The sequence below is a fragment of the Pseudomonas protegens CHA0 genome (genome assembly GCF_000397205.1).
Classification (GTDB): Bacteria; Pseudomonadota; Gammaproteobacteria; order Pseudomonadales; family Pseudomonadaceae; genus Aquipseudomonas; species Aquipseudomonas protegens.
Genome location: NC_021237.1, coordinates 1438002 through 1462334, shown reverse-complemented (window position 1 = coordinate 1462334; position 24333 = coordinate 1438002). Strand labels below are relative to the sequence as shown.

The window sequence follows — 24333 nt, the reverse complement described above, 5'->3', positions numbered from 1 at the left end:
AGTAAAGACCGCGCATTTCATCTGCGCCAGCACCTGGCTATCACCGGTTTCGCCCCGTAAACACGGGAGGTTCGCCGATTTAGTGGTGAACCGCTCTAGGCCCGCAGATGCCGGCACGCTAGTCTTTAGCGTTCTGACCGAGGAGCTAAGATGAGCGCCGGCATTTCCAACCGTACCCCGCAGCAGGCCCTGGCGGCTTTGCTGGATCGCTACGCACCACAACAGCTGCTGCTGATCGGTGCCAGCGACTTCCCCGCCCTGGCTGCCTTCAAGGAGGCCCACCCCACGACCCAAGTGGCCCAGGCGGCACCCGGCCCTCTGCCTGCGGAACTGGCAGCGCGGCGTTTCGACCTGGCCCTGGCCGTGGATTGCCTGGAGCACTTGCCCAAGCGCGACGGCCTGAACCTGCTTGGGGGCATTCGCAACCTCAATGCCAGCCGGATCGCCGTGCTGGCCGACCTGTGTGCCTGCGGCTGGCAGGAAACCGACTTCTATTCCCTGGCGTTGCAGGCCAGCGAACGCTTTCAGCGCGATGAACAGGTCCTGACCCTGTTCACCTACGATCTGCTTGAATACAAGCAAGTGCCCGATTGGCTCAACTCACGATTCTGGGCAAACCCGGAAAACTTTGGAAAGTATTGGTGGTAACACAATGAGTGCCTCGATTTGTCCCTGCGGCAGCGGCAACCTGCTGGATGCCTGCTGCGGCCACTACCATGCCGGCCATCCCGCGCCCTGCGCGGAAGCCCTGATGCGTTCGCGCTACAGTGCCTATGTGCTGGGGCAGGTGGATTACCTGCTGGCCACCACCCTGCCGGCGCAACAGGCGGGCCTGGATCGCCAGTCCATCAGCGACTGGAGCGCCCAAAGCACCTGGCTGGGGTTGCAGGTCGAAAGCTCGGAAGTCTTCGGCGGCCAGCCCGAGCATGCCTTTGTCACCTTTACTGCCCGCTGGCACGACAGCCAGGGCGAGCATAGCCACCGCGAACGCTCATCCTTCGTGCAGAACCAGGGACGCTGGTATTTCATCGACCCCACGGTTCCCCTCAAATCCGGCCGCAACGACGCCTGCCCCTGTGGCAGCGGGCACAAGTTCAAGAAGTGCTGCGCCAGCTATTTCAGCCGCTGAGCCACTACCGGCCGATACCAACCCGGGCCCAGGATGGGCACCGGCATCCAGAGGGAGTCTTGCAATGATCGGTGAGCTGCGTGCGTTACGAACCTTGTGCCTGCTCGGCGCGCTGGGCCTGACGGGTTGTGCCTCCTGGTTCAGCGATGAGTCCGTCGACCCGACGGTGCATCTGGTCAAGGTCGAGGTGGTCAAGGCCAACCTGCTGGAACAACGCTTCACCCTGCACCTGCGGGTGGATAACCCCAACGACAGCGACCTGACCGTGCGTCGCCTGACCTACAAGGTCTACCTGGAGCGCTTCCTGCTCAGCGAAGGCGAGCACGAACACTGGTTCACCGTCACGCCCCACAGCAGCCGCTTCTTCAAGGTGCCGGTGCGGACCAACCTGTGGCCGCAGATCCGCGATGTGGTGAAATTGCTGCGCAAGCCCGAGCGACCTATCCCCTACCGCCTCGAAGGGGAACTGGAAATCGGATTATTCATCGGCCAGGACGTGCACCTGAAGCGCAATGGCGTGATAATTCCCGGCGATTTTATCCCGGAGTAACCCGCAATGACCCAGCAACCTCATGTCCATGGCCCTGACTGCAACCACGATCATGACCATCACGATCACGACCATGGCCATGTTCACGGCCCGCACTGCAACCACGCCCACCAGGAGCCGGTACGCAACGCACTGAAAGACGTTGGCCGCAACGACCCTTGCCCATGCGGCAGCAGCAAGAAATTCAAGAAGTGCCACGGCGCCTGACCTGAGCGCGGGCGGGGCCTGCCTTAGCACTTGCGCCTTCAGCTGCGCCCGGCCTCCTGGGCCAGCAACTGCGCCAGGTCCAGGACGGTGGCGTACTCGCCATCCAGATTGGCCAGCGACATGGCATGCACCTCCTCGGCACTACGGGCCCGACCGCTGAAGTCGGGCTTGTCGAAGGTGTAGCAGGCGTCGGCCACCACCCACACGGCAAAGCCCAGGTTGCCAGCCGTACGCGCCGTCGACTCCACAGAGTTGTTGGTGGCAACACCGACAATCACCAACCCGGCAATCCCCTCGCGCCGCAAATCCGCTTCCAGCGAATTGGCGCAAAACGCATCCGGCACCTGCTTCTGAACCCGCCATTCCCCGTCCCGGGGCTCAAAGCACGGTTGAAACTCCACCCCCGACTGCCCGGGCCAGAACACCGAATCCGGCGAACGCGACAGGTGTTGCACATGGATCACCGGCCAGCCGCGGGCGCGCCAGTGGGCCAGCAGTTCGAGCATCCGCACCTGCGCCTCGGGGTTGTTGCGCGGGCCAAGCCGAGGCTGGAGGATGCCTTGCTGCTGGTCGATGAGCATCAGTGCGGTGCTGGCCGGAAGGGGCATGTTTTTCTCTGTCGAGGTCATTGAATTTGCCGCACTTGAGCATCACTTAGCTGTTCAGGCAAGCCATCGAATGCAGACAGGACGACCTAATGCCGGAGTTTGCTGTCCTTAAGCACAGATACAACCCAATTGGAGCGTTCCATGATCGACCTGTATTACTGGACCACCCCCAACGGCCACAAGATCTCCCTGTTCCTGGAAGAAGCCGGCCTGCCCTACACCCTGTACCCGGTGAACATCGGCCTGGGTGAGCAATTCAAGCCCGAATTCCTGAAGATCGCGCCCAACAACCGCATTCCGGCGATCGTTGACCACCAACCCGCCGATGGCGGCCAGCCACTGTCGCTGTTCGAGTCCGGGGCGATCCTGTTGTACCTCGCGGAAAAGACCGGCCAGTTCCTGCCCCAGGACCTGCGCGGGCGCCAGGAAGCCCTGCAATGGCTGTTCTGGCAGATGGGCGGGCTGGGGCCGATGGCAGGGCAAAATCATCACTTCAGCCAGTTCGCCCCGGAAAAGATCCCCTACGCCATCAAACGTTATGTGGATGAAACCGCGCGCCTGTACGGCGTGCTCGATCGGCGCCTGGCGGACCGCAAGTTCGTCGCCGGCAGCGACTACAGCATTGCCGACATGGCGATCTATCCCTGGATCGCTTCCTACAAGAAGCAGAGCCAGAAACTCGAGGACTTCCCGCATCTGCAGCGCTGGTTCAACAGCATCCAGGCCCGGCCGGCTACCGAGCGGGCCTATGCCTTGGTAGAGCAGGTCAATCCCGCCTCCTGAGCCTTGTGCCTGCAGGAGCTGGCTTGCCAGTCACGGTGCCCGCAAGGGCCAGCCAAGGCCAGAAGGCCTCTTCGCCGGCAAGCCGGCTCCTACGGGTTTTGCCAGGCGCTGACGCGCCGGCGATCGCTATTTGCAGCGTCGTCGAGAAATACCTCCTGCCCCCGCTTGCGCGGCACTCGCCTGCTCACTAACGTAGCGCCTTTATCGACGCTACCCCCCGCAGGAGCTTTGCCATGGCCTCGCCAGCCTTCTCACATTTTCTTCCCCGGTTCGGCGTTGCCGCGGCAGTGGCCAGTGCTCTGAGCCTGGCCGGTTGCCAGTCCTGGAACACTCAAGACACCCTGCCCCCCACCTCTGGCGTGCAACCGCTCAAGGGCCTGGCACAGAACGTTTCCGTGCGGCGCAACGCGGTCGGCGTACCGCTGATCGAAAGCAGCAGCTTCCATGACGCCCTGTTCACCCTGGGCTATGTGCACGCCAGCGACCGCATTGGCCAGATGGTGACCCTGCGCCTGCTGGCACAGGGCCGCCTGGCCGAAATGTCCGGTGCCGACGCACTGGAAGTGGACCGCCTGATGCGCGCGATCAACCTGAAGAAAAGCGCCGATGAGCTGTACAAGGCTTCGTCGCCACGGATCAAGCGCTTCTTCGAGGTCTATGCCCGGGGCGTCAACGCCTACCTGTTCCGCTATCGCGACAAGCTGCCGCCGGACCTGGCAGCCCAGGGCTACACCCCCGAATACTGGAAAGCCGAGGATTCGGCGCTGATCTTCTGCCTGCTGAACTTCGGCCAGTCCGCCAACCTGCAAGAAGAGATCAACGCCCTGGTGCTGGCGCAGAAAGTCGGCAGCGACAAACTGCCGTGGCTGACTCCGAGCTATCCCGATGAACCCCTGCCCCTGGCCGAAGCGGAAAAGCTCAAGGGCCTGAATCTCACTGTGCCGGGCCTGAACGAAGTCAGCCGCGCCATCAACCGTCTGGCCCAGCTCAACAGCCTGGGCACCCGCGGCGGCAGCAACCTGGCCATCGCCCCACAGCGCAGCCGCACCGGCCGCAGCCTGCTGGCCGCCGACAGCCACCTGCAAGCCTGGTACTACACCCAGATCCGCGCGCCGAAATACCAGGCCGCTGGCGCGTCCATCGCTGGCCTGCCGGCGATTCTCCAGGGCTTCAACGGCAAGGTGGCCTGGAGCATGAGCTCGGTGGAGGGAGACAACCAGGACCTGTTCCTGGAAAAGCTCAAGCGCCAGGGCAACGCCCTGTACTACCAGAACAACGGCAAATGGCAGCCGGTGACCGTGCGCAACGAAACCTATTTCGTCAAAGGCCAACGGCCGATTCGCGAAGCCGTGTACGAAACCCGCCATGGCCCGCTGCTCAACAGCGCCCTGGGGGCAGCGCTCGGTAACGGTTTCGGCCTGGCCCTGCAGACGCCGGAGCTCAAGGACGACAAGACCCTGGACGCCTTCTTCGACCTGTCCCGGGCGCAGAACGTCGAGAAGGCCTCGGATGCCAGTCGGGAAATCCGCGCCATCGCCCTGAACATGGTGTTTGCCGACGCCAGCAACATCGGCTGGCAAGTCACCGGGCGCTTCCCCAACCGCCGCGAAGGCGAAGGCTTGCTGCCTTCACCGGGTTGGGATGGCCGTTACGACTGGGACGGCTACGCCGACCCGATGCTCCACCCCTACGACCAGGACCCGCCCCAGGGCTGGATCGCCACCGCCAACCAGCGAGTGATCTCGCGGGGCTACGGCATGCAGCTGTCCAATTCCTGGCACGCCCCGGAACGGGCCGAGCGCATGGCCGGTCTGGCCTCCAGCGGCAAGCAGGACAACCGCAGCCTGATCGCCCTGCAGTACGACCAAAGCACCCTGTTCGCCGCCAAACTGAAAAAGATGTTCGAAGCTCCGGGCATGGCCCAGCCGCTGAAGCAGGCCATCGAGGCCTTGCCCGATACCGAACGCGCCAAGGCCAGGGAAGCCTATAGCCGTTTGCTGGCGTTCGACGGCAAGGTCAGCGCCGGCTCGGCCGACGCGGCGTTGTACGAATTGTTCCTGCAGGAGAGCGCCAAGCAGATCTTCCTCGACAAGCTCGGCCCCGAGTCCAGTGACGCCTGGCAAGCCTTCGTCGCCAACGGCAACCTTTCCTACTCGGCCCAGGCCGACCACCTGCTGGGCCAGGAAGACAGCCCGTTCTGGGACGATTCGCGCACCGCGCAAAAGGAAGATAAGCCAGCCATCCTCGCCCGTAGCCTGGCAGCCGCCATCAGCTCCGGCGAGCAACTGCTGGGCGCCGACCGCAAGGCCTGGCAATGGGGCAAGCTGCACAGCTACCAGTGGACCAACGCCAATGGCCGGCAGATCCGTGGCCCGCTTCAGGCCGGGGGCGACCACAACACCATCAACAGCGCCGCGTACCGTTGGGGGCAGGATTTTGCCATCACCGATACACCGGCCCTGCGCTTGATCGTGGATTTCGGCCTCAGCGAACCCTTGATGGGCCTCAACAGCAGCGGCCAGTCCGGCAACCCGGTGAGCCCCAACTATGCCAACGGCATCGACGGCTGGCTCAAGGCCCAGTACCTGAGCCTGCCGATGCAACCGCAGAACTTCGAGCGCAGCTACGGCAAGACCCGCCTAACCCTGGTTCCAGGCAAGTAACCTTCCCCCACCCGCTTGCACGTCCTGTGCAAGCGGGCCTGCTCCAAAACGAACAGCTCACCGGCGCCCTCAACCGCGCTTGGCACTGGCAGCCCTGTCAGTTCGCCCATCGTAGATTGCCCACCCCCTCGCACCTTATTGGCGCCTACCAAAAATCACGCCCCATCTCGGCGCACGGGTTCCCTCGTGTCGCTGCTTTCCAGCGCTTTTAAAACACCTGTTCGGGACTCTGGTTCGGAAATTGCTACTTTCATTAAGTCTTATGCGGTCCAGTAACAGTACTCATGCGCCACAAGCGCTCATATTGGTTCTTAGGGATTGAATAATGAAAAAAGCATTGCTGACCCTTTCTGCATTGGCTCTCTGCATGGCCGCCGGCTCCGCGCTGGCCAAGGAATACAAGGAACTGCGCTTCGGCGTCGACCCTTCCTACGCCCCCTTCGAATCCAAGGCCGCCGACGGCAGCCTGGTGGGTTTCGACATCGACCTGGGCAATGCCATCTGTGCCGAGCTGAAGGTCAAGTGCAAGTGGGTCGAAAGTGACTTCGACGGCATGATTCCAGGCCTCAAGGCCAATAAATTCGACGGTGTGATCTCGTCCATGACCGTCACCCCGGCTCGCGAGAAAGTCATCGACTTCTCCAACGAACTGTTTTCCGGCCCCACCGCATTCGTGTTCAAGAAAGGCTCGGGCCTGAGCGAAGACACCGCCTCGCTCAAGGGCAAGACCGTCGGCTACGAGCAGGGCACCATCCAGGAAGCCTACGCCAAGGCCGTGCTGGACAAGGCCGGGGTCAAGACCCAGGCCTATCAGAACCAGGACCAGGTCTATGCCGACCTGACTTCCGGGCGCCTCGATGCCTCGATCCAGGACATGCTGCAGGCCGAACTGGGCTTCCTCAAGTCACCGCAAGGCGCTGACTATGAGATCAGCAAGCCGGTGGAAGACCCGCTGCTGCCGGCCAAGACCGCGGTGGGTATCTCGAAAGGTAACAAAGAGCTGAAAGCGCTTCTGGATAAAGGTATCAAAGCGTTACACGATGATGGCACCTACGCCACCATCCAGAAAAAACACTTCGGTGACCTGAACCTCTACAGCGGTAAATAACCTGTCGGCGCCCATCCTCGATGGGCGCCTTTTTTATCGCTACGGGTCACAGATCGATGCTCGAAGAACTTCTAAAAAACCTGGGGCTTTCCGCGCTCAGCCTGAAGGGTTTCGGCCCTCTGCTGCTGGAAGGTACCTGGATGACCATCAAGTTGTCGGTGTTGTCGCTGCTGGTCAGCGTTTTGCTGGGGCTGATCGGCGCCAGCGCCAAATTGTCCAGCGTTGCCCTGCTGCGGGTTCCGGCCCAGCTCTACACCACCCTGATCCGCGGCGTACCGGACCTGGTCCTGATGCTGCTGATTTTCTACAGCCTGCAAACCTGGTTGACCTCCTTTACCGATTTCATGGAGTGGGACTACATCGAGATCAACCCCTTCAGCGCCGGGGTGATCACCCTGGGTTTCATCTATGGCGCCTACTTCACCGAAACCTTTCGCGGGGCGATCCTTGCCGTGCCCCGGGGCCAGGTGGAAGCGGCCACCGCCTATGGCCTGAAACGCGGCCAGCGCTTTCGCTTCGTGGTCTTTCCGCAAATGATGCGCTTTGCCCTGCCAGGCATCGGCAACAACTGGATGGTGATGCTCAAGGCCACGGCCCTGGTGTCGATCATTGGCCTGGCCGACCTGGTCAAGGCTGCCCAGGACGCCGGCAAGAGCACCTACCAACTCTTCTACTTCCTGGTTCTGGCGGCGCTGATCTACCTGTTGATCACCAGTGCCTCCAACTTTGTCCTGCGCAGGCTTGAACGGCGTTACGCCGCCGGCGCCCGGGAGGCCGTGCGATGATCGAACTCCTGCAGGAATACTGGCGTCCCTTCCTTTATAGCGATGGCTACCACGTGACCGGCCTGGCCATGACCATGTGGCTGCTCAGTGCCTCGATCTGCATCGGCTTTTTGGTGTCGATCCCGCTGTCCATCGCCCGGGTCTCGCCCAAGCGCTACATCCGCTGGCCGGTGCAGTTCTACACCTACCTGTTTCGTGGCACACCGCTCTATATCCAGTTGCTGATCTGCTACACCGGGATCTACAGCATCGCCGCGATTCGCGCACAGCCAGTCCTGGATGCGTTCTTTCGCGATGCAATGAACTGCACCATCCTTGCCTTCGCCCTGAACACCTGCGCCTACACCACGGAGATCTTCGCCGGGGCGATCCGCAGCATGGCCCACGGCGAAGTCGAAGCGGCCAAGGCCTATGGCCTGAGCGGCTGGAAGCTGTACGCCTACGTGATCATGCCCTCGGCCCTGCGCCGCTCGTTGCCCTACTACAGCAACGAAGTGATCCTGATGCTGCACTCCACCACAGTGGCCTTCACCGCGACCATTCCCGACATCCTGAAAATCGCCCGCGACGCCAACTCGGCGACCTTCCTGACATTTCAGTCGTTCGGCATCGCCGCCATCATCTACCTGTGCGTGACCTTCGCCCTGGTGGGCCTGTTCCGCCTCGCTGAACGCCGCTGGCTGGCCTTCCTCGGGCCGACCCACTAGGACTTGCTGCAGGAAAACCGTCAATGCGCCACGAGATCCACGACCTGCTCGCCCCGCTGCCGGGCACCGCGCGCCAGGTCCACAGCTTTCACTTCGGCCCGCCCCAGGTCGCCGGCAAGGTCTATATCCAGTCCTCCCTGCACGCCGACGAGTTGCCCGGCATGCTGGTTGCCTGGCACCTCAAGCAACACCTGGCGGAGCTGGAAGCCGCCGGGCGCCTGCGCCAGGAAATCGTCCTGGTGCCGGTGGCCAATCCGGTGGGCCTGGAACAGGTGCTGATGGATGTGCCCCTGGGCCGCTACCAGCTGGAAAGCGGGCAGAACTTCAACCGCGGCTTCGCCGACCTGGGCGAACAAGTCGGCGATGCCATCGAAGGGCTGCTCAATGCCGACCCTGAACACAACCTTGAACTGATCCGCCGTCACCTGATCGATGCCCTGGCGCGCCAGCGGCCGCAAACCCAACTGCAGTCCCTGCAGTTGACCCTGCAACGGCTGGCCTGCGATGCCGACATGGTGCTGGACCTGCATTGCGACTTCGAGGCTGTGGCGCATCTCTACACCACCCCCGAAGCCTGGCCCCGGGTGGAGCCGCTGGCTCGCTACCTGGGCGCCGAAGCCTGCCTGCTGGCCACCGACTCCGCGGCCTGGTCGTTCGACGAATGCTTCAGCCTGCTGTGGTGGCAACTGCAACAGCGCTTCGGCGAGCGTTTCGCCATCCCGACAGGCAGCTTTGCGGTGACCGTCGAGCTGCGCGGCCAGGGCGACGTCAACCACGGCCTGGCCAGCCTCGACTGCCAGGCCCTGATCGACTACCTGACCCGGCTTGGGGCCATCGACGGTGAAGCGCCGCCACTGCCCGAGCTGCCCTTCCCGGCCACGCCCCTGGCCGGTGTCGAACCGGTGGCGACCCCGGTAGGCGGGCTGCTGGTGTTCAACGCCCTGCCGGGGGAATACCTGGAAGCCGGGCAACTGGTGGCCGAAATCATCGACCCGATCCACGACCGGGTCACCCCCATCCATTGCAACAACGCCGGGCTCATGTACGCCCGCTCGCTGCGACGCATGGCCACCGCAGGCATGGTGATCGCCCATGTCGCCGGTCGCGAGGCCTATCGCAGCGGTTACCTACTTTCGCCTTGAGGATGCACGCCCCCATGTACAAATTGACCGTTGAAGGCCTGCATAAATGCTATGGCGACAATGAAGTGCTCAAAGGTGTTTCCCTCAAGGCCAGGACCGGCGACGTGATCAGCCTGATCGGCGCCAGCGGCTCGGGCAAGAGCACCTTCCTGCGCTGCATCAACTTTCTCGAAACCCCGGATGACGGCGCCATGAGCCTGGATGGCCAGCAGATCCGCATGGTCAGCGACCGCCACGGCATGCACGTGGCCGACCCGGCCGAGCTGCAGCGGATTCGCACCCGCCTGGCGATGGTGTTCCAGCACTTCAACCTGTGGAGCCACATGACCGTGCTGGAAAACATCACCATGGCCCCGCGCCGAGTGCTGGGGGTCAGCACCAGGGAGGCCGAGGAACGCGCCCGGCGTTACCTGGACAAGGTCGGCCTGCCGGCACGGGTGGCCAGCCAGTACCCGGCGTTTCTCTCCGGCGGCCAGCAGCAACGGGTGGCCATCGCACGAGCCCTGGCCATGGAGCCGGAGGTCATGCTGTTCGATGAACCCACCTCGGCCCTGGACCCGGAGCTGGTAGGCGAGGTGCTCAAGGTGATCCAGGGCCTGGCCGAAGAGGGCCGGACCATGATCATGGTCACCCACGAGATGAGTTTTGCGCGCAAGGTGTCAAGCCAGGTGCTGTTCCTGCACAAGGGCCTGGTAGAGGAAGAAGGGGCTCCGGAGGACGTGCTGGGCAACCCGAAAAGCGAGCGCTTGCAGCAGTTTCTCAGCGGCAACCTGAAGTAACAGCGGTACCGCACCCGTTCAGGCTCTGGGCCGGGCGGGCGCGGTACGGGCTTCAGGCGACAGGCGCGGGAGGCGGCTCGTCGGGCAGGGTCGGTTCGCCCGGCTCGGTGGGTTCAAGGGGTTGCGGGGAATCGGGATCCGGCTGGCCGGGAATGCCACCGGCCATGCTGACGGGAGGATGCGCCAGCAGGGTCCAGGCCAGTACGCCAACCTGATTGGGTTCCAGCCTGGCCAAGGTGGCACTGATTCGCGGATCTATCTTCATGAGGGCACTCCTGAGCTGTGCCGGGTACGCCTTGCGCGTACCGGCAGTACCTCCAATAGAGTGCCTGCCGGCTCAGGAATTCCCGCTATTCGTCAGACAGACGAACTCAGGTGCGTGGCAGGGTCACGCCACGCTGGCCCTGGTATTTGCCGCCACGGTCCTTGTAGGACACTTCGCACTCTTCGTCCGACTCCAGGAACAACATCTGCGCCACGCCTTCGTTGGCGTAGATCTTCGCCGGCAAGGTGGTGGTGTTGGAGAATTCCAGGGTCACGTGGCCTTCCCACTCGGGTTCCAGCGGCGTCACGTTGACGATGATGCCGCAACGGGCATAGGTGCTCTTGCCCAGGCAGATGGTCAGCACATTGCGCGGAATGCGGAAGTACTCGACGGTGCGTGCCAGGGCAAAGGAGTTAGGCGGAATGATGCAGACGTCGCTCTTGATGTCGACGAAGCTCTTTTCATCGAAGTTCTTCGGATCGACGGTGGCCGAATTGATGTTGGTGAACACCTTGAATTCGTCGGCGCAACGCACGTCGTAGCCGTAGCTCGACACCCCGAAGGAGATCAGCCGATCCTGGCCTTCGCCACGCATCTGGCGCTCTACGAAGGGCTCGATCATGCCGTGCTCTTGCGCCATGCGGCGAATCCACTTGTCCGATTTGATGCTCATGGCGGGTGTCCTGAAATAGCGAGGTGAAAAAAAACGGTCTGGCATCTTACCGGGGCGCGAGGTCGGGTTCAAAGTCTGGGACGTTTTTCTCGCCTCACGCCACGATTTTCAAGGGCTGGGCGACGAGCGCCCCGCCGTCAGTCACGAAAACCGAGAAACCTTCGCACTGACCATTGGCACGTTCAGGAAAAAGGGTTAAGGTGGCGCCACTGTGCTGCTTGTGTCACTGAGAATCTCTACACGATGTTGAATTTCGATCCAACCATCTCCAAGAATTTTTCCTGCTCTTTGCACTCAGTCTCGGCCAGGGCTTTTCCTGAGTCGCAGTTAACTTTGTCCAAGGAGATACACCATGTCTAATCGCCAAACCGGTACCGTTAAGTGGTTCAACGATGAAAAAGGCTTCGGCTTCATCACTCCACAATCCGGTGACGACCTGTTCGTACACTTCAAAGCTATCCAATCCGACGGCTTCAAAAGCCTGAAAGAAGGCCAACAGGTTTCTTTCATCGCTACCCGCGGTCAGAAAGGCATGCAAGCTGAAGAAGTTCAAGTTATCTAACTTGTACTGATCCAGTAAAAAAGCCCCGCCCTCAACAGCGGGGCTTTTTTGTGCCCGTCACTTTTGTCGGCGCCCTCGTTGAAAAGGCGCCCATGCGTCCCGGGTTACCAGGTCACGCCAAAGCCCACGGTGTAGCGGGTCTTGTCCAGATCGCTGTCTTCGGTACCGCGGATCAGGTCTTTTTCCGCCTTGAGGTTCAATGAAGCCCAGTCGGTGACCTTGTAGCGCAGCCCCATCTCGGCATCCAGTGCATAGTCGGCCACCCCCGAAAGCGGTCGCCCCACCTCGCCATTGGTGAAGAACTCCACCCGCTTGCCGATCAGGTAACGGTTGTAGTCCCACTTCATCGCCAGGGAATAGAAGTTGTCCTTGCCGCCATCGGCGTACTCGTAATCGGTACGGTTGAGCAGCGAGCCCAGGGAGAACGCACCCAGCTCATCATCCCAGAACTGGTAGCCGGGGCCGGTACCCACCACCCGCTGCCGCGCCAGGTCCTCGACCTTGTCCCGCTTGTAGGTCAGGCGCCCTTCCCAGAACCACTTTTCCGTGATGAAACGGTCCAGAGCGTACTCGGCGCTCCAGTTGTCCGTGGTCACCACATGATCCTGGAACTCACGGTTGTATTCGCCCTGGGCATTGTGGCGCCAGGCCCCGTGACGCGCCGAGGTCTTGAAGTCGATGTCGTAGTCATCGGTGTTCTTTTCGGCGCGCTTGTAGTCCATGGCCACATCGACGTTGCCTTTCCAGACCATGTCTTCCACCAGCGGCTTGGGCTTCATGATCTGCTGGATGCTCGCCAGCTCCACCGTCTTGGGCACCTCGCCGTTGGCCAGGATCACCTTGCCTTCGTCCGCCGCCTGCAGCGACTTGGCCTTCTCCCCGGTGTAGGCATCCTGCTTGACCAGCAGCTCCTGGTCGCTCTCCAGAGTCTTGACCTGCTTCCAGTCAATATTGATGGCACCGCCATAGTCGGTCTGGATCAACAGCTTGCCGCCGTCGAACACCTTGATCTTGCCACTCAGGCGATCACCGTTCTTCAACCACACGGTATCGGCCAATACAGGCATGGAGGCGCTGAGCACCGCGAAACACAGCAAAGTTCTAGGCAACATAAGCAATAGAGGACTCGATCTTGCGAAAAAAAACGGCATTATTCCTGCTGAACAAGCCTTAGTCAGGACTGACCCGGGTATTGAGAGTGAGTTCAATACTCATCCGGCTTTGATCACCACAGCCGACCAGCGTCCCTCCTCTATTATCTGGAACCGCGAATGTGACCGAACACAGCGAAGAGCCGCAAAGCCCTGCACAGATCCGACGTACGGCGCTGTACCTGACCCTGGCCCAGGTCCCCGAAGGCAGGGTGGTGAGCTACGGCCAACTGGCGGAGATGGCAGGCCTGGGGCGGGCGGCACGCTGGGTCGGGCGCACCCTCAGCCAGTTGCCCGCCGACACCAGCCTGCCCTGGCATCGAGTGCTCGGCGCCGGTGGTCGCCTGAGCTTGCCGGCCGGCAGTCCCTCGGGCGACGAGCAGCGGGCCAGACTGCGTGGCGAAGGTGTCTCTATCCTGAACAATCGCGTGGATATTCAGCGCCATGGCTGGCGCCCGGTGGAGCACAGCGGTTAGAGTGCGCGCTTTGTTTCCGTAATCTGAGGCAGACTTCAGCCCATGCCCCGTAAAACCTGGCGCGCCGCACTTGCCGCCTATGCCAGCCCCTCGACGCTCGTGCTGTTGCTGCTTGGTTTCGCCGCCGGCATGCCCTACATGCTGGTGTTCTCGACTCTTTCGGTGTGGTTGCGCGAGGCCGGTGTGGCCCGTGAAACCATCGGTTACGCCAGCCTGATCGGCCTGGCCTATGCCTTCAAGTGGGTATGGTCGCCCCTGCTCGACCAATGGCGCCTGCCCCTCCTGGGCAAGCTCGGTCGACGTCGCTCCTGGCTGGTGCTGGCGCAGACCCTGGTGATTCTCGGCCTGATCGGCATGGGTTTCTGCGACCCGCAAAAGCACCTTTCCTGGCTGATCGCCATTGCGGTGATCGTGGCATTCGCCTCGGCCACCCAGGACATCGCCATCGACGCCTACCGCCTGGAAATCGCCGACGACAGCCGACAGGCCGCCCTTGCCGCCAGCTACATGTCCGGCTATCGGGTTGCCGTGCTGCTGGCCACTGCCGGCGCACTGTTTTTCGCCGAAGGCTTCGGCTCCACCGGTTTCAGCTACAAGCACTCGGCCTGGACTGGCACCTACGTGCTGTTCGGGGTGCTGATGATCCCGGCCCTGATCACCACCTTGCTGATGCGTGAACCCGCGGTGCCGCTGCGCACCCAACTGTCCGCCGGGCGCTACAGCTTCGCTCACCAGTTGATCTCGGTATTCGTGCTGATCGTGCTACTGGTTTCCGTCCCCGCCACCTTCACCCAGCTGTACAACACCGACTTCGCCAGCGTGATCTTCGACGGCGTCAGCCTGCTGGACCTGCTGCTGGAAGACCGCGCCTTCCTGCGGGCCATCCTCTACATCACCCTCAGCACCCTGTGCCTCTCGGCCATGGGCCGCCGGGGCCTGGCGCCGGTGCTGACGCCGGTCAACGACTTCATCCTGCGCTATCGCTGGCAAGCCTTTCTGCTATTGGGGCTGATTGCCACCTATCGCATGTCGGACACGGTCATGGGCGTTATGGCCAACGTGTTCTACATCGACCAGGGTTTCACCAAAGACCAGATCGCCGGGGTCAGCAAGATCTTCGGGCTGATCATGACCCTGCTCGGCGCCGGCATGGGCGGCCTGCTGATCGTGCGGTTCGGCATCCTGCCGATCCTGTTCATCGGCGGCGCCGCATCGGCCGGGACCAACCTGCTGTTCCTCATGCTTGCCGACATGGGCCCGAACCTGAAGATGCTGATCGTCACCATTTCCCTGGACAACTTCAGTTCAGGCATGGCCACTTCAGCCTTCGTCGCCTACCTGTCGAGCCTGACCAACCTCAAGTTCTCCGCCACCCAGTACGCCCTGCTCAGTTCCATCATGCTGCTGCTGCCGCGCCTGATCGGCGGCTATTCCGGGGTCATGGTGGAAAAGTTCGGCTATCACGACTTCTTTCTCATCACCGCGATCCTCGGGGTGCCGACACTGATCCTGATCGCCATTCACTGGTTCCAGGAGAGCCGCCGCGCCGGGCCGAAACCCGAGCCCGAAAGCTCCGCCAACAGCACCGCAGTCGGCGAAGAATCCTAGAAAATCCCGGGGGTTGCGCACTTTTCGCAGTAGCCCCCGGCCCCTCCGAGCGCAATCCTGTACGCCAGCGGAACTCGCCCGTACAATGCTCCGTCACTTCCAGTCTTCAGCAACCGACAACGGCCTACCATGCGCACCAGTCAATATTTGCTCGCCACACAGAAAGAAACGCCTTCCGACGCGGTCGTGATCAGCCATCAGCTGATGCTGCGCGCCGGCATGATCCGTAAACTGGCTTCCGGCCTGTACACCTGGCTGCCGATGGGCTTGCGGGTGATGCGCAAGGTTGAAGCCATCGTTCGCGAAGAAATGAACGCCGCGGGCGCGCTTGAAGTGTTGATGCCGAGCACTCAGCCGGCTGAGCTGTGGCAGGAATCCGGTCGCTGGGAAGAATACGGCCCGGAGCTGCTGCGCTTCAAAGACCGTCACGGTCGCGATTTCTGCGCCGGCCCGACCCACGAAGAAGTGATCACCGATCTGGCTCGCAACGAGCTGAGCAGCTACAAGCAGCTGCCGCTGAACCTGTACCAGATCCAGACCAAATTCCGCGATGAAATCCGCCCACGCTTCGGTCTGATGCGCGGCCGCGAGTTCATCATGAAGGACGCCTACTCCTTCCACGCCGACCAGGCGTCCTTGCAGGTCACCTACGACCGCATGCACCAGGCTTATTGCAATGTCTTCACCCGCCTGGGCCTGAAGTTCCGCCCGGTTGAAGCGGACAACGGCTCCATCGGCGGCGCCGGCTCCCACGAATTCCACGTGCTGGCCGAATCCGGTGAAGACGATATCGTCTTCAGCAACGGCTCCGACTACGCGGCGAACATCGAGAAAGCCGAGGCCGTGCCTCGCGAAACCTCGCGCCCAGCGCCAGCCGAAGAACTGCGCCTGGTCGATACGCCAGACACCAAGACCATTGCCGCGCTGGTGGAAAAATTCAATCTGCCGATTGAAAAGACCATCAAGACCCTGATCGTCCACGCCGAAGAGCCAGGCAAGCTGATTGCCCTGATCATCCGTGGCGACCACGAACTCAACGAAATCAAGGCCGCCAACCAGCCTGGCGTTGCCAGCCCGCTGGTCATGGCGTCCGATGCCGAACTGCGTGACGCCATTGGCGCCGGCGCCGGTTCCCTCGGCCCACTGAACCTGCCGCTGCCGATCATCATCGACCGCTCGGTCGAGCTGATGAGCGACTTCGGTATCGGTGCGAACATCGACGACAAGCACTACTTCGGCGTCAACTGGGAACGCGATCTGCCGGTTCCGACCGTGGCCGACCTGCGTAACGTGGTGGCCGGCGACCCGAGCCCGGACGGCAAGGGCACCCTGGAAATCAAGCGCGGCATCGAAGTCGGGCACATTTTCCAGCTGGGCAACAAGTACAGCAAGGCGATGAAGTGCGAAGTGCTGGGCGAAAACGGCAAGCCGGTGACCCTGGAAATGGGTTGCTACGGCATTGGCGTATCCCGTGTGGTGGCTGCTGCCATCGAGCAGAACAACGATGCCAACGGCATCATCTGGAGCGACACCCTGGCGCCGTTCCAGATTGCCCTGGTGCCACTGCGCTACGAAACCGAGCAGGTTCGCGAAGCCACCGACAAGCTCTACGCGGAACTCACCGCTGCCGGCTTCGAAGTGCTGCTGGACGATCGTGACAAGAAGACCAGCCCGGGCATCAAGTTCGCGGACATGGAGCTGATCGGCATTCCTCACCGGATCGTGGTCAGCGACCGCGGCCTCGCCGAAGGCAACCTGGAATACAAGAGCCGTACCGAAGCCGAGGCGCAAGCACTGCCCGTGGCCGACGTGCTGTCCTTCCTTCAAGCCCGTATCCGTCGCTGAAACCAGATAGAGAAGTCATGTTCAAGCGAAACACCTTAAGCCTCGGGGGCGCCGCTTTATGCGGCGCCCTGCTGGTCAGCGGCTGTGCCAACCAGATGTCGCAACGCAGCGAACACGAGGAACGTGTAGAGCGCAAACTGCTCGATCACAGCCTGCAGATCGATGTCGGTGAGCCTAAGGTGCTTGAGCTGCCGCAACGCCGAGTGCGCATTCACGAACAGAAGACCTTCGAAGTCACCGAGTTCGAGGTCACCCGCCGCTACGATCGCTACACGCCCTACCAACCCTGGCGCGAGATCTACGAGATCCCGCTGGGCGCGGTGGCACTGGTGGCGGGCGTCGGGGCCAATGTGGTCAATGTGTTCGCCCTGGGCAACCTGCCGGACAGCGTGACCAAGGACTGGATCAGCTACGGCGTGTCCGGACTCAACCCGTTCATGAACATGCCGTCCCATGGCCGTGCCCAGCAGAACCTGGCAGCCATCGATGAAGTCCAGCGCGACAAGCGCCTGGAGTATTCGAGCCTGCCATGGAGCGAGCGCCCGGTGCAGGTCAAGGCCGGCAAGCAGACCTACGAGCTGAGCACCGACCGCAATGGCGTGCTGCGCTTGAACCTGCTGGACAATCCGTTTTCCGAGCAGGACCTGAATCACATCGGCAAGCTGCAGATCAGTGTCGAAGACGCTCAGGACGAAGTGCATTCGGACTCCTCCCTGAGCATCAGCAGCGGCCTGCGCAGCAAGTTGCAGGAAGCCCATGCACTGATCTACGACGACCTGGAAGATGATGAGGTGAGCCAGTGGGTGCACCGGGTCAAACGCCTGTCGGAGCTGGGCCTGGAGGAAGAAGCCAGCGAACTGGAGCAAAGCCTGATCGAGCTGACCCGCAACGATCCGGAGCTGCAGAACGAGTTCCTCAAGTCCCTGACCAAGAATGCCGGCCGCCTGGTGGCCGACCCCGGCAGCAACTGACCCCCTGTAGGAGCCGGCTGCCGGTGAAAGCGATGCCTCGGATGGATCGCAACCGGCCAGCCCCTACAACCCCCCTCGGAACAGCTCCAGCTGTTCATGAGCGCCGCGCATATCCTGCAAACGCACGCCAATTCCCAGCAGGCGCACCGGCTTGCCGCCGCGCTTGAAGGCCTGGGTCAGCAATTGCCGATAACTCTCCAGGTCACGCCCCGCCCCCGCCTGTTCCAGGGTGGTCTGGGTAAAATCATGAAACTTCACTTTGACGAAAGGCTTGCCCGGCCGGTAGCTGCTGTCGATGCGCGCCATGCGCCCCGCCAGGGTCTCCATCAGTTCCGGCAACTTCTGCAGGCAACTGTCCAGATCCGGCAGGTCCACGTCGTAGGTATTCTCCACGCTGATCGACTGCCGCCGGCTATCGTTCTGCACTGGCCGCTCATCGATGCCCCGGGCCAGGCTCCACAGGCGCTCGCCAAAACTGCCAAACTCGCGCACCAGCGCCAGCTTGCTCCAGTCCCGTAATTGCAGGCAGTCGACAATGCCCAGGCGCCCCAGCTTGTCCGCCGTGACCTTACCCACTCCGTGCAGCTTGCTCACTGGCAGCTCGGAGACGAAATCCTCCACCTGGTCAGGGGTGATCACAAACAGGCCGTTGGGCTTTTTCCAGTCACTGGCGATCTTCGCCAGGAATTTGTTCGGCGCCACCCCGGCCGACACGGTGATGTGCAACTGATTGGAAACCCGACGGCGAATGTCCTGGGCGATACGCGTGGCGCTGCCGGCAAAGCTCGGGCTTTCGGAAACATCCAGGTAGGCCTCGTCCAGCGACAAGGGCTCGATCAGGTCGGTGTAGTCGCGAAAGATCGTATGGATCTCTTTGGAAGCTTCCCGATAGGCCTCCATGCGCGGCTTGACGATCACCAGGTCCGGGCACAGGGTCAGGGCGTGCCGGGAGGACATGGCCGAGCGCACCCCATAGGCCCGCGCCTCATAATTGCAGGTAGCAATCACCCCCCGTCGATCCGCTGACCCGCCCACCGCCAGCGGCTTGCTGGCCAGGTGCGGGGCGTCGCGCATTTCGATGGCGGCGTAGAAGCAATCGCAGTCAATGTGGATGATTTTGCGCTGCATCATATAAAGGCAGAGATCATGAAAGGCACAGGTCGCAATGAAAGCAGAAGGCAAGTATCTACCGACACCTGTATATAGCACCAGTACCTTGCATCTTCGCGCTGACCTTCATCAGGTCCGGCTGAATTTATTTGCTCAATGACAACAACGCCTTCAATAGAGCTGCAAGCCCCGTTCTAGCTAGGCCCGAGCCTTCCGAAAAGCCCCTTCAAGGAAGCTAAGCGATTGAACCGGAAGCAATTTTCAAAATTTAATGATTGACAGGATCTGCCAGCTCTGTAGAATTCGGCCACACAGACGCGGGATGGAGCAGTCTGGTAGCTCGTCGGGCTCATAACCCGAAGGTCGTCGGTTCAAATCCGGCTCCCGCAACCAAACATCAAAAAAGGCTACTCGAAAGAGTGGCCTTTTTTGTGCGTGCCTGTTTTGTACTACTCCCTCTCAAACATGGCACAGGCAAAACTCTTTAGCTGTCGATGACTTAAGAGACAGAACTGGCCATTCGACGTTTATTTGACCTATTGGACCATTAACGGTTGACACTCGGTCGTTCGCCTGTAGAATGCCGCCACACAGACGCGGGATGGAGCAGTCTGGTAGCTCGTCGGGCTCATAACCCGAAGGTCGTCGGTTCAAATCCGGCTCCCGCAACCAAACATCAAAAAAGGCTGCTCGAAAGAGTGGCCTTTTTTGTATCTGTTGAAAAAGTCCTTTCGCAACAATGACCTGGCAAAGTGTTGCGAGCCGTTAGCGATGCTTCGACCCTTCAAGATGCGAGCTATGCTCTGTCTCGAGCGACCACCCGGTGGCCATTGCCCAGGGTCGCCGGGCCACGGTGAGACGCGTTAATATTTGAAACTATTTTTCCTACAGGGATTGGTAACTTGGCTGGATACCCCCATCCTGTCGCGCACAATCCACGAGGTGATTGATGCGCGCCAACACGTCTGATTCACAAGACAGCGATACCACTACCGCCACTCAACCTGTGACAGCCACTCGCTTGCGCTGGCTGGACCTGTTGAGCAAGTACCGCCAACCCCTGGGCCTGGCCATAACCCTGCTGCTGTTCGCCATTGCCCTGATCGCTTGCCGTCACCTGCTCAGCGAGCTGGATTTCTACGCCCTGCACGACTCGATCCTCGAAGTGCCCAAGCCGGCCCTGCTCGGCGCCCTGGGCGCGACCATCGTCGGCTTCATTATTCTGCTGGGGTACGAGTGGTCCGCCAGCCGTTACGCCGGGGTCAACCTGCCCGGCCGCACCCTGGCCCTGGGCGGCTTCACCGCTTTCGCCATTGGCAACGCCATTGGTCTGTCGCTGCTGTCCGGTGGATCGGTACGTTATCGCCTGTACGCACGTCACGGGCTGGGGGCCTCCGACGTCGCGCACATGACCCTGTTTGCCAGCCTCTCTCTGGGTTGTGCCTTGCCACCGCTGGCGGCCCTGGCCACCCTGAGCAACTTGCCGGCAGCCTCGGCGGCCCTGCGCCTGCCTGAAAGCCTGCTGGCCGGCATTGCCCTGGCTATTCTTCTGCTGGGCGCGGTACTGGCGGTCGGTATCTATCGCCGACGCCTGCCGGAACAGCCCCTGCGCGACAACCTGTTGGTCCGGGTCGGACGTCGCACCCTGCGCCTGCCTGGACGCCGCCTGACCTTCCTGCAACTGATCATCACCGCCCTGGACGTCGCTGCAGCCGCCACCGTGCTCTACCTGCTGCTGCCCGAAGCGCCGCCGTTCGGCGCCTTCCTGCTGGTGTACCTGCTGGCCCTGGCCGCCGGTGTGCTCAGCCATGTGCCCGGCGGCGTCGGGGTGTTCGAAGCCATCCTGCTGGCGGCGTTTGCCGACAAGCTCGGCGCCGCACCCCTGGCGGCCGCATTGCTGCTGTATCGCCTGATCTACGTGGTGCTGCCGATGTTGGTGGCCTGCGTCCTGCTGCTGATCAACGAAGCCCAGCGCCTGTTCCAGACCCGGCAATCCCTGCGGGTAGCTTCCGGCCTGGCGGCGCCGATCCTGGCGGTGCTGGTGTTCCTCTCAGGCGTGGTGCTGCTGTTCTCCGGCGCCACCCCGGAAATCGATACCCGCCTGCAGCACATCGGCTTCCTGATTCCCCACCGTCTGGTGGACGCTTCACACTTCGGCGCCAGTCTGATCGGCGTGCTCTGCCTGCTGCTGGCCCAAGGCCTGCGCCGGCGCCTGTCCGCCGCCTGGATGCTCACCACCATTCTGTTGCTGGTGGGCGCCCTGCTCTCGCTGCTTAAAGGCTTTGACTGGGAAGAAGCCTGCCTGATGACCCTCACCGCCAGCCTGCTGGCGGTGTTCCGGCGCTCGTTCTATCGCCCCAGCCGCCTCACCGAACTGCCGTTCTCGCCGCTGTACCTGGTGGCCAGCGTCTGCGTGCTCGGGGCCTCCATCTGGCTGCTGCTGTTCGCCTATCAGGACGTGCCCTACAGCCATCAACTGTGGTGGCAGTTCACCCTCGACGCCGACGCACCCCGGGGCCTGCGCTCGCTGTTGGGAGCTGCGGTGCTGTTGCTGGTGGTGTCCCTGACCTGGCTGCTGCGTACCGCACGCCCGGTCATCCACCTGCCCACCAGCGACGAGCTGGCCAAGGCCGCGAAGATTCTCATGGCCTCGTCCCAACCCGATGGTGGCCTGGCCCTGACCGGTGACAAGGCGCTGTTGTTCCACCCCAACGACGACGCCTTCCTGATGTACGCTCGCCGCGGCCGCAGCCTGGTGGCGCTGTACGACCCCATCGGCCCGACCCAGCAGCGCGCGGAAATGATCTGGCAGTTCCGCGACCTGTGCGACCTGCACCACGCGCGCCCGGTGTTCTACCAGGTACGGGCGGAAAACCTGCCCTACTACATGGACATCGGCCTGACGGCGATCAAGCTCGGCGAAGAAGCCCGGGTCGACCTCAAGCGCTTTGATCTGGAAGCCAAGGGCAAGGAGATGAAGGACCTGCGCTACACCTGGAACCGCGGTACCCGCGACGGCCTGTCGCTGGAGATCCACGAGCCGGGGCAAGCGCCGATGGACGAGCTGAAAGTGATCTCAGATGCCTGGCTGACCGGCAAGAATGTCCGCGAGAAAGGCTTCTCCCTGGGGCGCTTCAGCGACGACTACCTCAAGCACTTCCGCATCGCCATCATCCGTTTTGAAGGACGCCCGGTGGCCTTCGCCAACCTGCTCGAGACCTACAGCCATGACCTGGCCAGTCTCGACTTGATGCGCGCGCACCCGGACGCGCCGAAGCTGACCATGGAGTTCATGATGGTCGGCCTGATCCAGCATTATAAAAATCATGGATACGCCCGCTTCAGCCTGGGCATGGTGCCGCTGTCCGGCCTGCAACCCCGGCGTGGCGCGCCGCTGACCCAACGCCTCGGCTCGATGGTCTTCCGCCGTGGCGAGCAACTGTATAACTTCCAAGGCTTGCGCCGCTTCAAAGACAAGTTCCAGCCCGACTGGGAACCCCGTTACATGGCCGTGCCGGCCGGGCTCGACCCGCTGGTGGCACTGGCCGACACCGCCGCCCTGATCGCAGGCGGCCTGACTGGATTGGTGAAACGCTGATGATTCAACGCTCTTGGCGGTATCTGCTGGCCACACTGGTGGTACTGGCTTTGCTTGCGGGTGGTGGCTACTGGTGGTGGAACCGCCCCGCCCCTGAACCGACCCTGGAACAACTGGCCCAGGCCGACGGCTCGACCCTGACCCGAGTGACCCCAGGCGCCAAGGCCAAGGCCCGGGTGGTGGTGGCGGTGCTGCCTGATTCGACCCTGACCGACAAACAACTGCTGGCCCTGAGCCGCAGCGGCGCGGCGCAGATCGTCCAGGTGATCCTGCCCAAGGACGATTGCAAACTGCAGGAACAAGCCCTGCAAAGCGCCCTGCCCCAGCTCAACGGCCCGGCCACCCTGGTCAGCGGCATCGGCCCTGGCGCCGCCCTGGCCTGGCGCTGGATCGCCTCCCAGAACGACGACAAGGCCCAGGCCGTGTCGGTAGGCTTCACCATCAACCCGGCGCCCGGCTGCACCGATCCACTGCCCAAGACCCTGGCCCACGGCCACTGGCTGGTGGCCTGGAACGACAACCCGGATGACGAAAGTGCCGGCTTCGTGCGTGATACCCCCAACGCCACCACCAGCATCAGCGACTACGACATCCACCTGCCCCAAGTGCTGAACAACGAGCTGCGCAAGCTGCTGGTGGGTTCTGAAAACGGCGGCCTGAACATTCCCGTGGTGGAAGTCCCGGCCGGCCAGGCCAAGGACACCGTGACCCTGTTCCTCTCCGGCGACGGCGGCTGGCGCGACCTGGACCGCGACGTGGCCGGCGAGATGGCCAAGATCGGCTACCCGGTGGTGGGCATCGACACCCTGCGCTACTACTGGCAGCACAAGACGCCTGAGCAAAGCGCCGTTGACCTCACCGAACTGATGCAGCACTACCGGCAGAAGTGGGGCACCAAGCGCTTCGTGCTGACCGGCTACTCCTTCGGCGCCGACGTGCTGCCGGCGATCTACAACCGCCTGCCGGAAGCCGAGCAGCAGCGCATCGACGCCATTATCCTGCTGGCCTTCGCCCGTACCGGCAGCTTCGAGATCGAAGTCGAAGGCTGGCTGGGCAATGCCGGCAAGGAAGCTGCCACCGGCCCGGAAATGGCCAAGCTGCCCGCCGCCAAGGTGGTGTGCATCTACGGTGAGGAAGAAGTCGACGAAAGCGGCTGCACCGACAAGACTGCGGTCGGTGAAGCCATGAAGCTGCCGGGCGGCCATCACTTCGATGAGAACTACCCGGCACTGGCCAAGCGCCTGGTGGATGCCATCGAAAAGCGCCAGGCCAAGGATCAGGCTAGCGCTCAAGAGTGAGTTGAGCTTCGCCGCACAAAAGCCCCCGCAGCCTTGAAGCTGCTGGGGCTTTTTTACATCAGCTGTCCCGCTGAAGACGGCTTAATTGCGGATGACTCCCGCGCAGCTTGTAGGCAAACTCCGAGACTGGCGTAAGGGGTGCGTTTTGGGCACTTTGCTGCCTTGTTGGCCTTGGCTTCGACAGGCTAGGCTCCGGGAGTCGCTGAGCATTCAGTGACCGGGCTTGGAAACCCGAAGAATCTGGGCAACTAGCACCCCATAGTGATTGCAGGCGAATTTAGCACCTGCAATTCATCAGTTATGGCAGCTGTGCGT

23 protein-coding genes and 2 tRNA genes are annotated in these 24333 nt (G+C 62.2%); 20 read left to right on the top strand and 5 right to left on the bottom strand.

Features of this window, described 5'->3' with window-relative positions; translation table 11 throughout:
* Nucleotides 1-150 precede the first annotated feature (150 nt).
* The 4 genes from PFLCHA0_RS06540 (at nt 151) to PFLCHA0_RS31070 (ending at nt 1886) form a co-directional block, all read left to right on the top strand.
* The gene (locus PFLCHA0_RS06540) at nt 151-648 is read left to right on the top strand and encodes a DUF6231 family protein (RefSeq protein WP_011059616.1); all 498 of its coding nucleotides are present in this window, start codon (nt 151-153) and stop codon (nt 646-648) included.
* Nucleotides 649-652: 4 nt separating this feature from the next.
* The gene (locus PFLCHA0_RS06535; protein ID WP_011059615.1) at nt 653-1129 is read left to right on the top strand and encodes a YchJ family protein; all 477 of its coding nucleotides are present in this window, start codon (nt 653-655) and stop codon (nt 1127-1129) included.
* A gap of 64 nt (nt 1130-1193) precedes the next feature.
* Nucleotides 1194-1679, top strand: coding sequence for an LEA/WHy family protein (locus tag PFLCHA0_RS06530; protein WP_015634397.1), 486 nt, complete (start codon nt 1194-1196; stop codon nt 1677-1679).
* Nucleotides 1680-1685: 6 nt separating this feature from the next.
* Nucleotides 1686-1886, top strand: coding sequence for an SEC-C metal-binding domain-containing protein (locus PFLCHA0_RS31070; RefSeq protein ID WP_007923047.1), 201 nt, complete (start codon nt 1686-1688; stop codon nt 1884-1886).
* Between the two features lie 38 nt (nt 1887-1924).
* Here PFLCHA0_RS31070 and PFLCHA0_RS06520 read toward each other — a convergent pair whose 3' ends face one another.
* Nucleotides 1925-2494: a cysteine hydrolase family protein gene (locus tag PFLCHA0_RS06520; protein WP_041751986.1), complete on the bottom strand. Its 570-nt coding sequence runs from the start codon at nt 2492-2494 to the stop codon at nt 1925-1927.
* 141 nt (nt 2495-2635) lie between these two features.
* On the opposite strand from PFLCHA0_RS06520, the gene PFLCHA0_RS06515 reads away from it, so the two are divergent.
* The 7 genes from PFLCHA0_RS06515 (at nt 2636) to PFLCHA0_RS06485 (ending at nt 10461) form a co-directional block, all read left to right on the top strand.
* Nucleotides 2636-3277 carry a glutathione binding-like protein gene (locus PFLCHA0_RS06515; protein ID WP_015634395.1) on the top strand — a complete coding sequence of 214 codons (642 nt, stop codon included), beginning with the start codon at nt 2636-2638 and terminating at the stop codon, nt 3275-3277.
* Between the two features lie 233 nt (nt 3278-3510).
* Nucleotides 3511-5940 carry a penicillin acylase family protein gene (locus tag PFLCHA0_RS06510; RefSeq protein ID WP_015634394.1) on the top strand — a complete coding sequence of 810 codons (2430 nt, stop codon included), beginning with the start codon at nt 3511-3513 and terminating at the stop codon, nt 5938-5940.
* Nucleotides 5941-6265: 325 nt separating this feature from the next.
* Nucleotides 6266-7048, top strand: a complete 783-nt coding sequence (locus PFLCHA0_RS06505; RefSeq protein WP_015634393.1) for a transporter substrate-binding domain-containing protein — start codon at nt 6266-6268, stop codon at nt 7046-7048.
* Nucleotides 7049-7104: 56 nt separating this feature from the next.
* The gene (locus PFLCHA0_RS06500; protein ID WP_011059609.1) at nt 7105-7833 is read left to right on the top strand and encodes an ABC transporter permease; all 729 of its coding nucleotides are present in this window, start codon (nt 7105-7107) and stop codon (nt 7831-7833) included.
* Nucleotides 7830-8540 (top strand): ABC transporter permease, encoded by a 711-nt coding sequence (locus PFLCHA0_RS06495; protein ID WP_011059608.1) that lies wholly within the window; start codon nt 7830-7832, stop codon nt 8538-8540. Before PFLCHA0_RS06500 ends, PFLCHA0_RS06495 begins: the two co-directional genes overlap by 4 nt.
* A 23-nt stretch (nt 8541-8563) precedes the next feature.
* Nucleotides 8564-9682, top strand: a complete 1119-nt coding sequence (locus tag PFLCHA0_RS06490) for a succinylglutamate desuccinylase/aspartoacylase family protein (protein ID WP_015634392.1) — start codon at nt 8564-8566, stop codon at nt 9680-9682.
* Between the two features lie 14 nt (nt 9683-9696).
* On the top strand, nt 9697-10461 hold the full coding sequence (locus PFLCHA0_RS06485; RefSeq protein WP_015634391.1) for an ABC transporter ATP-binding protein: 765 nt from the start codon (nt 9697-9699) through the stop codon (nt 10459-10461).
* 52 nt (nt 10462-10513) lie between these two features.
* Here the strand turns inward: PFLCHA0_RS06485 and PFLCHA0_RS06480 are convergent, their stop codons facing one another.
* Both PFLCHA0_RS06480 and dcd read right to left on the bottom strand, forming a co-directional pair.
* A complete protein-coding gene (locus PFLCHA0_RS06480) occupies nt 10514-10726 on the bottom strand; it encodes a hypothetical protein (protein WP_011059605.1) in 213 nt (70 codons plus the stop codon).
* A gap of 106 nt (nt 10727-10832) precedes the next feature.
* Nucleotides 10833-11399, bottom strand: a complete 567-nt coding sequence (dcd, locus tag PFLCHA0_RS06475) for a dCTP deaminase (protein ID WP_011059604.1) — start codon at nt 11397-11399, stop codon at nt 10833-10835.
* A gap of 352 nt (nt 11400-11751) precedes the next feature.
* Between dcd and PFLCHA0_RS06470 the strand changes: the two genes are divergently transcribed.
* Nucleotides 11752-11961, top strand: a complete 210-nt coding sequence (locus PFLCHA0_RS06470) for a cold-shock protein (protein ID WP_002554837.1) — start codon at nt 11752-11754, stop codon at nt 11959-11961.
* Between the two features lie 104 nt (nt 11962-12065).
* On the opposite strand, the gene PFLCHA0_RS06465 is transcribed toward PFLCHA0_RS06470, so the two are convergent.
* Nucleotides 12066-13073 carry a DUF481 domain-containing protein gene (locus PFLCHA0_RS06465; protein ID WP_041751985.1) on the bottom strand — a complete coding sequence of 336 codons (1008 nt, stop codon included), beginning with the start codon at nt 13071-13073 and terminating at the stop codon, nt 12066-12068.
* Nucleotides 13074-13234: 161 nt separating this feature from the next.
* On the opposite strand from PFLCHA0_RS06465, the gene PFLCHA0_RS06460 reads away from it, so the two are divergent.
* From PFLCHA0_RS06460 to PFLCHA0_RS06445, 4 genes are all read left to right on the top strand, one after another.
* Entirely contained in the window at nt 13235-13588 is a 354-nt protein-coding gene (locus tag PFLCHA0_RS06460; RefSeq protein ID WP_015634389.1) for an MGMT family protein, read from the top strand.
* A gap of 42 nt (nt 13589-13630) precedes the next feature.
* Nucleotides 13631-15196 carry an AmpG family muropeptide MFS transporter gene (locus tag PFLCHA0_RS06455; RefSeq protein WP_011059601.1) on the top strand — a complete coding sequence of 522 codons (1566 nt, stop codon included), beginning with the start codon at nt 13631-13633 and terminating at the stop codon, nt 15194-15196.
* 129 nt (nt 15197-15325) lie between these two features.
* Nucleotides 15326-17041, top strand: coding sequence for a proline--tRNA ligase (locus PFLCHA0_RS06450; RefSeq protein ID WP_015634388.1), 1716 nt, complete (start codon nt 15326-15328; stop codon nt 17039-17041).
* Between the two features lie 17 nt (nt 17042-17058).
* The gene (locus PFLCHA0_RS06445; RefSeq protein WP_011059599.1) at nt 17059-18012 is read left to right on the top strand and encodes a hypothetical protein; all 954 of its coding nucleotides are present in this window, start codon (nt 17059-17061) and stop codon (nt 18010-18012) included.
* 63 nt (nt 18013-18075) lie between these two features.
* Here the strand turns inward: PFLCHA0_RS06445 and dinB are convergent, their stop codons facing one another.
* The gene (gene dinB / locus PFLCHA0_RS06440; protein WP_015634387.1) at nt 18076-19143 is read right to left on the bottom strand and encodes a DNA polymerase IV; all 1068 of its coding nucleotides are present in this window, start codon (nt 19141-19143) and stop codon (nt 18076-18078) included.
* Between the two features lie 295 nt (nt 19144-19438).
* On the opposite strand from dinB, the gene PFLCHA0_RS06435 reads away from it, so the two are divergent.
* From PFLCHA0_RS06435 to PFLCHA0_RS06420, 4 genes are all read left to right on the top strand, one after another.
* Nucleotides 19439-19515: transfer RNA gene (locus tag PFLCHA0_RS06435), tRNA-Met, on the top strand.
* A 202-nt stretch (nt 19516-19717) separates the two neighbouring features.
* Nucleotides 19718-19794: transfer RNA gene (locus tag PFLCHA0_RS06430), tRNA-Met, on the top strand.
* 277 nt (nt 19795-20071) lie between these two features.
* Entirely contained in the window at nt 20072-22720 is a 2649-nt protein-coding gene (gene mprF, locus PFLCHA0_RS06425; protein ID WP_015634386.1) for a bifunctional lysylphosphatidylglycerol flippase/synthetase MprF, read from the top strand.
* Nucleotides 22720-24018: a virulence factor family protein gene (locus PFLCHA0_RS06420; RefSeq protein ID WP_015634385.1), complete on the top strand. Its 1299-nt coding sequence runs from the start codon at nt 22720-22722 to the stop codon at nt 24016-24018. Before mprF ends, PFLCHA0_RS06420 begins: the two co-directional genes overlap by 1 nt.
* Nucleotides 24019-24333 lie beyond the last annotated feature (315 nt).